The organism is Fructilactobacillus sp. X3R2C1 (assembly GCF_059901235.1).
Genome location: NZ_JBWXVA010000004.1, coordinates 153,346 through 164,498, shown reverse-complemented (window position 1 = coordinate 164,498; position 11,153 = coordinate 153,346). Strand labels below are relative to the sequence as shown.

Genomic DNA, 11,153 nt, shown 5'->3' with positions numbered 1-11,153 from the left:
TTAATTTTAAGTTCTACAACTTAAAATTACCTTACACTTGTAATCAAAATCTTGTTCAGTTTTCAAAGATCTACTCTTGATTGTTGCCGTTTGATTCTTCCTTAACGCAACATGTATAACTATACTACGTTGTGTTTTAAATGTCAACAGATAAACTCAATTATTTTAAATTTATTTGTTCAAGCATTGTATCCGGAGAAACCAGACAACAAAGACTATTATACAACGCTCATAATGAAGATGCAAGAGAAATGATTAAAATAATTAATTCAGTTCATAATCAGTGACTAATCGATTATTATCAAATCACTTTGTCTCCCTCACTGAGCATTTACTACTATACATGCGCTCAAATCATTTGTCAACACTTTTGGTCAAAAAAGGTCAAACTTTTTTAATTTTCATTTTTTATCAAGAAAATTGGCCTACTTTTTCTTTGAATATAAGTCAATTCCATCTTGCGGGTGTTGTCTTAGATAACGCGTCGTAAAAGCATCCACTGCACTCTTATCCTCTAAATCAACGTCAGCATCTTCCATCGCACTAACCAATTTCTTATAAAAGGCATCAAAATTAGAATCGTACATTGAACGTAATGCTTTACTATTATTTTCTACCCATTTATTCAAACTATGACCATTACTAATAATTCCCTGATCGTTTAAATAAGAAAATAAATGGATTAAGGCAAAGGGAATTAGTTGAAACAGCGAGTCCGTTTTTTCATCACTATCTAGTATCAAGGTAAAACGATTAAACATTACGTTAGTAACCAAATCGACGTTCCAGTTCTTAGGCTGAACTCCCAACCCAACGATCGCAATTTCAGCAAAACTATCAATGATGGTATCAATCTCGTCAATCTCATCCTGCGTCTTCTCTAAGACATCAGGTTCATCATCAATATCATCTAACCAACGATCGATCATTTCCCCTACTTGTTGTACTTCTTCATCCTTATCCATGACTCCATCTCCTAAATCTAATCTTATTATTCATTTTATTATAGTAGAAACTCGAAATTAACATTAACTTTTGCACTTTAAAAAAAGTTAAGTAAAAACATGTATAATTATCAACGAATCATGTCAAAGGAGCATCGAATCTATGAATGACAATATCGTAATTGTAAGCGCAAAGAGGACTCCGATTGGTAAAATCAACGGCACCCTCGCTAGCCTAACTTCGGTTGATCTTGGAACCATTGCCGCCAAGGCAACCATCAAAGACGCGGGCATTGATCCAAAACAAATCGACCAAGTCATCTTTGGAAACGTAATTCAAGCGGGCGGTGGACAAAACGTCGCCAGACAAATCGAGTTAAACGCTGGCATTTCTGACACAGCCACTGCCTCCACCATTAACCAAGTTTGTGGTTCCGGTATGAAAGCGGTCCGACTGGGGCAATCTGCCATCCAAATGGGCGATGCTGACATCGTCCTTGTCGGAGGAACCGAAAGCATGTCGAACGCTCCATACCTAAATATGAACGAAAGAAGGGGCCACAAGTTTGGCCCAATCACTTTAGAGGACAGCATTCAAAAAGACGGACTAAACGACGCCAGGAGTGGAAAACCGATGGGAATGACCGCCGAAAACGTTGCCGACCAGTTCAACATTTCAAGAAGGGATCAGGATGCTTTTTCCCTCCAGTCCCATCGAAAAGCCAGTGCCGCCCAACAAAATGGTTACTTTAATGAAGAAATGATCCCAATTGAAATCCAGAATCGCCATGGGAACACTATGGTTGATAAGGATGAGGGCGTTCGTTTTGATACCTCAATGGAACAATTAAAAAAGTTAAAACCATCCTTTAAAGAAAACGGCACGGTGACGGCCGGAAATGCTGCCAGCCTAAATGATGGGGCTTCCGCAATCCTATTAATGAAGCAAAGTAAGTCCAACGAACTTGGTCTAACTCCGCTGGCGGTGCTGGATGACTACGCCGAAGCCGGATGTGACCCTAAAATCATGGGATATGCCCCCTACTACGCCGTTAATAAACTACTGGATAAGACGGGTCAACAAATCAGTGACTTTGATTTGTTTGAACTAAACGAAGCCTTTGCCTCTCAAAGTTTAGCGGTAGCACGGGACCTTCACATCCCAGACGCTAAGCTTAACATTACAGGTGGTGCCGTCTCAATGGGTCACCCCCTCGGCGATTCCGGTTCTAGAATCCTCATCACCTTAATCAACAACCTCAAACGGACTGGTCAGACTAAGGGACTGGCCACCCTCTGTATCGGTGGTGGAATGGGAATGGGAATGACCGTTCACACATTATAATGAAGAAACAAAAAAAGATCTCAGTAGTTAGATTCATTTTTAACTACCGGGGTCTTTATTTATCCTTGCTTCAATTGTTTTCTGGTCTTTTTCACCGAAAGAATCAATCCAATCGCAAATCCAATCAATGCGAACAAAACCCATCCCATTCCGTACTGCGCCAGCGGCAAAAGGTCATTAATTTTAAATAACCAAGCTAATTCTGGAACGTGCGTCAATTCGGGAATGGTGGTAATCCCGCTTAAAAAGGCTGGAATGGCGATGAACCAGATCGTCATTTGGTAAACAATCTTAGAGTTTTTAAGTAATGGTTTAATTAACGAAATCAAAATTAGACAGATGGAAAACGGGTAAACAATCATTAAGACTGGCATGATAAACTTAATCATTTCAGTCAGGCCCAGCGTTGCCAAAAGTGCTGACATCACCACCGCGAAGATCAGAACGGGAAGGTACTTAAACTTGGGAAAAACATCAGACATCGTATCCGCGAAGGCACTACTCATTGCAATCGCCGTCTTAAGACAGGCCACGATCACAATTAGCGCCAACAAAATGTTCCCATACCCGCCAAAGTAATGCGTCGCAATCTGCACTAGGGCAATGCCACCATTCGCTGACGGCTGAAAATCACCCAGACTGCTAGCGCCCATGTAACTTAATAGAACGTAGACAACTGCCATCATCAATCCACCAATCAAGCCGGCCTTTCCGATGCTAACGGCTAACTGCTTGGGGCTTTTGGCTCCTAGTCCACGCACGGTTTCCACAATCACGATTCCAAAAGCAATCGATCCGGCCCCGTCAAGCGTGTTGTATCCCTCAACGAAACCCGAAAGGAGAGGGGAATGCCCGTATTCACCCATTGGATGATAGAAATGTGGCGACCCCATTGGTTTAACAATCGACATGACGATGATGACCGCCAGTAAAATCAAAAACAACGGGGTCAAAAATTTTCCGATGTATTCCAGTAAGCGCCCTTGATTATACGAGAGTAAAAAAACGGCAATGAAGAAAATTAAAATAAATCCGATTAAGCCTAACTGCTGACGACCAGAACTAAGAAATGGTGCAATTCCAATCTGAAATGAAGTGGCTGCTAAACGCGGAATGGCCAAAAGTGGTCCCATTATAAAAGAAATTAAAATCGTAAAGACATACGCAAACGACTTGCCAACGTTTGAAGAAATTTCAAAGGCTCCGGAACTGTCGGTAACCCCTAACGCAATGATGCCTAGGATGGGGAGACCCACTCCAGTTAAAACAAATCCGAGGGTTGCCCACCAAACGTTGCCACCAGCCATCTGTCCCATATTAACGGGAAAGATCAAATTGCCAGCGCCAAAGAAAATCCCAAACAACATTATCCCGACGTAAATAATCTGTCTTACACTTAATTTCTTTTCCAAATTTTTCCCAACTTTCCTAAATTACTGTTCAATGCATTTTACCAGAAAAAAAGCCGGCTCCCTAATTAATTTGGTGGTTGAAAAACCACATGAGCTTCACTATAATTATTTATCGTCTGATAATAAAAGTAAGGAAGTGTTATTATGTCTACTATTTACGTAAGAAAAGCTACTGAAGCTGACTTAAACGATATCTACACTATCATCAAAAACGCCAAGAAGTTTTTGGGCGAACAAGGCATCGACCAATGGCAAAGTGATTACCCGAGTGAAGAGGATTTAGCAAGAGACGTTAAATTTGGCATCTCATACGTCCTAGATGTTGACGGAAAAGTTGCTGGAACCGCAACATTGCATTTAGGAATCGACCCCGATTACTTACACCTTGAAGGTGGCGAGTGGGAAAATGGTGACCAAGGTCACTACTCCGCCATTCACCGTATCGCCGTCTCAAACGACTATCGTGGTCAGGGACTAGCATCCAAATTCATCAGTGGCCTATTCACCATCTCAGCCTTTCGTGGTTTTAAAGACGTCAGAATCGACACTCATCCCGACAACAAGGGCATGCAACACGTCATTCTCTCAAATGGTTTCACTAAACGTGGTATCATTTACGCAAACGGTAAAAAGAGTCATGGAACAAAACGTTTCGCTTACCAAATCGAACTAAAATAATAACTAGGAAGTGGCCAAATTGGGCGACACAGCGGTATTAATCAAATTAATCATAATGGCAACGTTCGGATTGATCGTAATTTTGGGCTGCATGGGATGGACCTATCACAAGACCCACAAATTAACGTCAAAACGTTTTTTGGCATTATCGGTGTTGGCAATTTGTTTCATTATCATCCTAGTTATTCTGGTATAAAAAGAGGCTCAACCTATGATATTCATGGGTTGAGCCTTTTGTTTTGTAATTTTGTTTATTTTTTCTACTATAATTAATAACTAATCATTTATAATGTGTACCAGATTTCACATTCGCCCTATTAATTCTGTTATCTAAAGAATATAATTATTTATGTGTCAAAATTTAATAAAAAGTTAAGGGATGTAAACTGGTTTGAAAAACAAGAAAAATATAATTATAGTCGTTCTAGTAGTCCTCCTAGCATTTGCCTTAGGAATAATATTTGCATTTAAAATAAATGGAAATAATAACAATAGTAATAATAAGAAAAATACTACAAGTATATCTAAGAAACGTAAGCCAACTAAGCACAAAAAAGAAACTGACAACAAAAATAAGCAAGCAACTGATCAAGCTTCAACTAAAAATAACAGTTCAGATGCTGAGGAAACCGGAACAACTTTGCCTCAATCATTACAGGGAGATTATAAGGAATCAGACGATTATACACTAATAATATCTAGTAACACCGTGGGCTTAGGAACTGCCGATAGTAGTATCTTAGTTAAATCTTATAAAAAGACTGGGAATACTTACATTATTAAAGGTGATAGCAATTCTGGAGATGGAGAATCAACGGCAACCTCAACTATTAGTAAACCAGAAAACATACAGATTACCAAAAATCAAAATGGAAGTGTAAGTGTATCAGGATGTTCGAATAATTTTTTAAATGGTACATATAGTGCCTCTAATACTAACGATAATAGCTCTAACAATAACTCCTCAGATGCTGACACAAATTCAAACGACGATAATTCAGATTCTGATAATGACAATAACTCAGATACTGATACCAACTCTGACGATGACACAACTACGGAACCAAATACCAATAATGATCAAGATAACGATTAATCAATAAGAATATTCGGTTTTCATTATCATCCTAGTTATTCTGGTATAAAAAGAGGCTCAACCTATGATATTCACGGATTGGGCCTTTTGTTTTGGGATTCTTTAACCATCAATTTGTGTAAACATTGAGACTTTACTATACTTAAAACCGTTAATTTAGTTAAGAAGAGTTTTAATGAAATACAATAAGATAATCAAATTTATACACATAAATATTGCTTTGGAATAATTTATCATTTTATATTTTATTAATTAGGTAACCATAGTTATAAGGAGAAAAATAAAATGCCAGAAAAAGCCAATTACATTAAAGATCGAAAAGAATTTTTACATAAGTATCATACCGCTTCTCGCTTATTGGTCCTTTCTATCATAATATCAGTAATTTTTTTAGCCATAGGATTTACTCTTATCAAGCTAGATGTAAATAGGGTTATTATTTTAATAATGGGATTACTGACTGGAATTGTACTGGCATTATTTATAGCCTCATTAGGAGCATGGTTAAATTTAAAAATAAAAAAACCTAAGAGTGTAAATTTAATGAGAAAGAAATACTACCTTAATTTATGGATCTTAATAATTTTATTTGTCTTTGGTATATTACTTTTTATTATTTTAATTGTACTGATGCCAATTTTACATAATTTAAGTTATATATATCTTGTTTCTAACATAACCACATTTTCAGTCTTTGGAAGTATATTTATTTATTCGATGGAAAAAGACATCTTAAAGTATCGAAAAGGGAAGTATTTAAAAGAATTTACTAAGGGGATTAAAAATGATGGAATATAAGGACATTGATAACGTACTTTTACTGGAGGGATTCTCTTGCAATCATATTTTCAATTAGGTTATTATCTGCTGGCTAAATTATTCTTTTTTTGTATGCTTATAGTAATCATCTATGAAATTGTTGCCTAGGAGCGTTCCAGACATTATTTTAAAAAAGGGAAGAAATATACCCAAGTTATTGAGCCTGTTTTTAAAATGGAATTAAACCATTAGGAGTACATAAATGATATTTCATGACTTATATACAACATTTACATGGATAACTTACATTTTAGCTTTAGTGGGACTCCTTTATATTCTTGTTGCATATATTCGTTCTAAAATTTACTTAATAAAAACTCATAATTTTAAATACAAATTGCATAACATTAAATATATGATTATGATATTTTTCTATTGTTGCATAACAAGTTATTTGAGTCATGCTTTCTTTGATAAACATTACATTACTAATAACGCAGAGAAACGTCGTCAATTTCTACTTCACAATAATCTGGTCTTTTTCATTTTAATTGTGTTAGCTGCTTACTTCATTATCATCATCTTTTTAACCACTAGAAAAAAGATGAATGATGATGTAAGTTTAACTACTAAATCTCTAACATATCGAGCATTAAAATCAAAGTTTTTTAAACACATTAACATTGCGTATTGGTTGGTAATTTGTTCCTGCGTTGCTGCAAGTGTAAACATCGTGTTAGTCACTATCTATCATTTACTTTAATAAAAATAACATTTGAGATGAAAAATAGAAAATATTAATTAACACTTTTACTGGAGGAATTATTTTGCAATCATATTTTCAATTAGGTTATTATCTGCTGGCTAAATTATTCTTTTTTTGTATGCTTATAGTAATTATCTATGAAATTGTTGCCTATGAGCGTTCCAGACATTATTTAAGAAAAAGGGAAGAAATATTTAACAATATCTCTTCCCTAATATACATTTTGATTCTTTTTCTATATTTTGCCTCTAACAATATCATTGGACATACTTTAACTGATAATTATATGTGGAACAAAACATTAACAGATCGCTGGTATTATTTAATCGGGAACCCTAGTGGACTAATTATGCTAATGTCATACGTAATTAGTCTGACCAGTATTGTTTTGTGCATGACAATTAAACGCTGGAACATTTACAATAATGGGAACCAACAGCCAAAATTAATTAAACAACTGAAACAATCATTTTTTAAACATATTAATTATATCTATATATTAATTATATTTACTTGCATAATTTCATTTATTAATGTTGCATTAGGAATAATCTACCATTTTATATTTTACTAATAAGGTAATATCATAATTGTGAGGGGAAGATAAATGTCTGAAAAACCGGACTACATCAAAGACTACCAAGAATACTTACATAAATACCACATTATGTCACGCTTATTGTTGCCATCCATTATATTGGTAATCATTACCTTCACTTTGGGATTCATTCTCCTTAGTATGCATGCAAACAAATTCATCCTTTGGATCATGGGAACAATCGATGGAATTACATTCTCGCTATTTATTACCGCACTAGGAACTACAATAAGATTAATTATAGAAAAATATAAGATTAAGCATATGCGACCTTCAAGGTTAAAACATTATTATTGTTTATGGGTCATTATTTTATTTCTGTGTTTTGGAATTTTTGTTTTCATTGGATCAATTGAAATACTATTACTTTCAAACAATTTATGGGAGGCATATGAATCTCCAATGCTGCCAACGTTTTTAATTTGCTCTGGATTTTTATTATATTATCTTTCTAAAAGCACCTTAAAATATCGGAAAAAGAAATATTCAAAAGAACTTACTGAGGGAATTAAAAAGTTTAAACAAAGTAAGCTACCTTAATAGATGATTCTCTTTATTAACATAATCATAATAAGAAGGATCAGAATTAAGGAAAACTATTCAGCTTGATAGAAAAACATTAACGAACATTCTTATTGGAGGAATTCTTTTGCAATTTACCTTACCAATCATCTACTATGTATTTTCTAATATAATATATTTTTGTTTAATTATACCTGTAATATATTTATGCATCGCGTATGAACGTTCTAGAAAACATTTAGAAAAAGAAAATAAAAATTATAAAAGTGTTTCTTCAATTTCATATATATTAATATTAATTGCATACTTCTTTATTAATAACATTACAGTAAATACCTTCGATAAAAAAAATTTGTGGAAAATAACTTTAAACGATCGTTGGGACCTTTTACTAGGAAATACAAATTACTTTATTGCATTAATGATCGGCTCAACATTTTTTATTTCGCTTATCCTATATTTAACCATTCATAAGTTAAAACGCTTTAATTATATGAGTAACACAAATAACGAATTTAAAAATCTAAAACAACACTTTTTTAAGCATGTTAACTTTATCTACTATTTAGTGATAGTTGCTTGTGCTTTATCGTTTATAAATATTATTTGTGGAATAATTTATCATTTTATATTTTATTAAAAAGGACATCCCATTAAAATGAGATGTCCTTAACTTTATACTGCTTCCATTGCAGTATAAAGTAATCTAAAGACTGTTCCTAATCTCTCCCCTAACAAATCAAGTGATGCATTTCTTTCATCGACACTCATATTAGAGACCTCCTTAATTGCCCCACTAAGTGGAACTATACTTTCCATTAATCCTGTGGCTACTTCTTTCTTATGTGAACTAAAGTATTGCAAAACTTTTTCTGAAACTTCTACAGCTGCACCCAAGATACTAGTTGGAATATTAAAGGGTTTAATTGTCATATCAAAGTTAACAGCAAAACTTCCAGAAATGTTTTTATCCTTTAATTCAAATACATTAAAAGTTGCTGAAACTCCTACCTTTCCATCACTTGTTAAGCTAGCTTGAATGGTTAATTGGCCATCATTAATTTTATCAAGAAACATCGTTTTCATTAATTGATTAAATACAACCCCAGAAATTGAAGCAGATAAGCCATATTCTTTAGAAAACCAGCCAGTAAAATCACTTGAAATTTTACCATTCTTAATTGAAAAAATCCCAGAACTATTTACATGTTGAACATTCTCAGATGCACTAACTTTTACATTGATCCAATCCTCATCAAATTCCAAAATGGGTTGATTAAACTGAATTGATGAATTATCCAACAAGAATCTAACAGCATTTAATGGAGAAGTTAAACCACTAGTAGAGAATTCTTTTTCTCCGTGATCTTTCCCGGATGAAGCAACTTGATCAATATCTAAATGACCTAGTGAATATTCAGTAAACTGGTCAAAAGCCCAATTTTTACTCATCGGATAACCAAGATTTCCACTGTATCCTGACGACATATCTGAAACAAAACAATACTTAGCAAATCCTGAACTAATCATGTGAGTAGAAACGTTTCTCGTTCCATAAACTCCAATATTATAGTAAGACATTGCATCAGATATTCCCTCAAAATATTGTTTAACTGTTCCATCAATATCTCCGGATTGAATATCAGTATCAACTGCAAAATAAATAGTCGTTCCTTTAGGAAATCCAAGTTGCTTAGCAGCTTTAGAAGCTGTTAAAGCATCTTTAAATCCCTGATTATACTTAAAATATGAAATCTCATCCCCACCATCTTGATAAATAGGGAAAACACTCATACCTCCATTTTTGATTGTTTCTAATTCAGCTGTCGTCAGATTTTTATCACGTTTTTTAGAGCCAGCTCCTACACTACCCGTTAAATATCTTCCAACAATGCTAAAGCCATAACGTTTTAATAGGTTTACATCCGAAGAATTTAATTGAGTAGCAGTATCGGCCGTATCTGAGTCACGGTTAGTATTTCCGTTACTCGTTAATAATCCCTTAATGACAGTCAAGTCTGCAGTACTGGTGAAAGGTGGCAGATTCATAAATTTACGAAACTTAACAACACTATTAGCAATTGAACTATCAAAATTATCATCAACATCACGATTAAACATAAAACCATTGACTAAAAGTCCATACTGAATAATTCTAACAATCAAGCCACTCGCACCTTGATTCACAGTTGGTGTTCGTGCAATTGTTCCGGGTCCATATACACCATTAGCAGTGTTTGGAGACATCCCTTCAGATGACTGCAATGCGTAAATTAATGCGGTATTCGTATTCCGATCATAAATACCATCAGTAGGAACCAAACCAATATCATCACCAAAATAATTCAGAAAATGATTATTCAAATATTGTTGCATCCCTCGTACACCATCAGTTCCATCACCAATAATAGTGAAAGCACTCATGTCGAATAATGCTCCCATTAAAATGACCGTCATCGAACCATTTTTTAATCCAGCATCATTACGTAATTTATTTACCGCATTCTGTGTATCTTTGGTATATTTCTCATCAAATGCATTCGGGCTAATTCCCTTACACCAAAAGGCACCCTGAATTAACTTCGCAATCTTGCCCTTGTAACCGACCTTCAACTGATCGACCATTCCACTTAGTGCTTTTTTGGTTTTATCACCAAAACCACTACCAAGTGGACTAATCCCTAGTTCATGCTGAAGTCCCATTCTTAAAGCATAAATAGTTGGCCAACCCGTCTTTCCATTCTCCTTGACCTTATCAAATCCCGAAACATTACCGTATTCTTGGTTCAACCACTTTTGAACGCTTAAAACTTGTTCATCCATAATTATTTCCTCCTAAATTTCTCTTTATAAGATTTAAGAGTTAGCGCTAACTCGTACGTAAACACATCGAAATCAATTCGCAATCATGTAGAATAATCATTGAATCTTATAGACAAAAGTTCTACAATGATGATAAAGAAAATCAGCTGAAATAATCTAAACCAACCTCACTTCGAGGTTGTTGCTTGATTTCTTATCTGTTTACAGGAA

9 protein-coding genes are annotated in these 11,153 nt (G+C 34.7%); 6 read left to right on the top strand and 3 right to left on the bottom strand.

Translation table 11 applies throughout. The features are described from left to right. Positions 1-425: 425 nt before the first annotated feature. Positions 426-965: a hypothetical protein gene (locus AC6UDB_RS05560; protein WP_500709388.1), complete on the bottom strand. Its 540-nt coding sequence runs from the start codon at positions 963-965 to the stop codon at positions 426-428. 142 nt (positions 966-1,107) lie between these two features. Between AC6UDB_RS05560 and AC6UDB_RS05555 the strand changes: the two genes are divergently transcribed. Continuing rightward, positions 1,108-2,289 (top strand): thiolase family protein, encoded by a 1,182-nt coding sequence (locus AC6UDB_RS05555; RefSeq protein WP_500709387.1) that lies wholly within the window; start codon positions 1,108-1,110, stop codon positions 2,287-2,289. A 59-nt stretch (positions 2,290-2,348) separates the two neighbouring features. On the opposite strand, the gene brnQ is transcribed toward AC6UDB_RS05555, so the two are convergent. Then, positions 2,349-3,701, bottom strand: a complete 1,353-nt coding sequence (gene brnQ, locus AC6UDB_RS05550; protein ID WP_500709386.1) for a branched-chain amino acid transport system II carrier protein — start codon at positions 3,699-3,701, stop codon at positions 2,349-2,351. 144 nt (positions 3,702-3,845) lie between these two features. Between brnQ and AC6UDB_RS05545 the strand changes: the two genes are divergently transcribed. From AC6UDB_RS05545 to AC6UDB_RS05525, 5 genes are all read left to right on the top strand, one after another. Continuing rightward, positions 3,846-4,379 carry a GNAT family N-acetyltransferase gene (locus tag AC6UDB_RS05545; protein WP_500694276.1) on the top strand — a complete coding sequence of 178 codons (534 nt, stop codon included), beginning with the start codon at positions 3,846-3,848 and terminating at the stop codon, positions 4,377-4,379. Between the two features lie 391 nt (positions 4,380-4,770). Continuing rightward, on the top strand, positions 4,771-5,475 hold the full coding sequence (locus tag AC6UDB_RS05540) for a hypothetical protein (RefSeq protein WP_500709384.1): 705 nt from the start codon (positions 4,771-4,773) through the stop codon (positions 5,473-5,475). 285 nt (positions 5,476-5,760) lie between these two features. Further along, on the top strand, positions 5,761-6,273 hold the full coding sequence (locus tag AC6UDB_RS05535) for a hypothetical protein (protein WP_500709383.1): 513 nt from the start codon (positions 5,761-5,763) through the stop codon (positions 6,271-6,273). Between the two features lie 415 nt (positions 6,274-6,688). Then, a complete protein-coding gene (locus AC6UDB_RS05530; RefSeq protein ID WP_500709382.1) occupies positions 6,689-6,997 on the top strand; it encodes a hypothetical protein in 309 nt (102 codons plus the stop codon). A 610-nt stretch (positions 6,998-7,607) separates the two neighbouring features. Then, on the top strand, positions 7,608-8,138 hold the full coding sequence (locus tag AC6UDB_RS05525) for a hypothetical protein (protein WP_500709381.1): 531 nt from the start codon (positions 7,608-7,610) through the stop codon (positions 8,136-8,138). A gap of 657 nt (positions 8,139-8,795) precedes the next feature. Here AC6UDB_RS05525 and AC6UDB_RS05520 read toward each other — a convergent pair. After that, positions 8,796-10,943 (bottom strand): glycoside hydrolase domain-containing protein, encoded by a 2,148-nt coding sequence (locus AC6UDB_RS05520; protein ID WP_500709380.1) that lies wholly within the window; start codon positions 10,941-10,943, stop codon positions 8,796-8,798. Positions 10,944-11,153 lie beyond the last annotated feature (210 nt).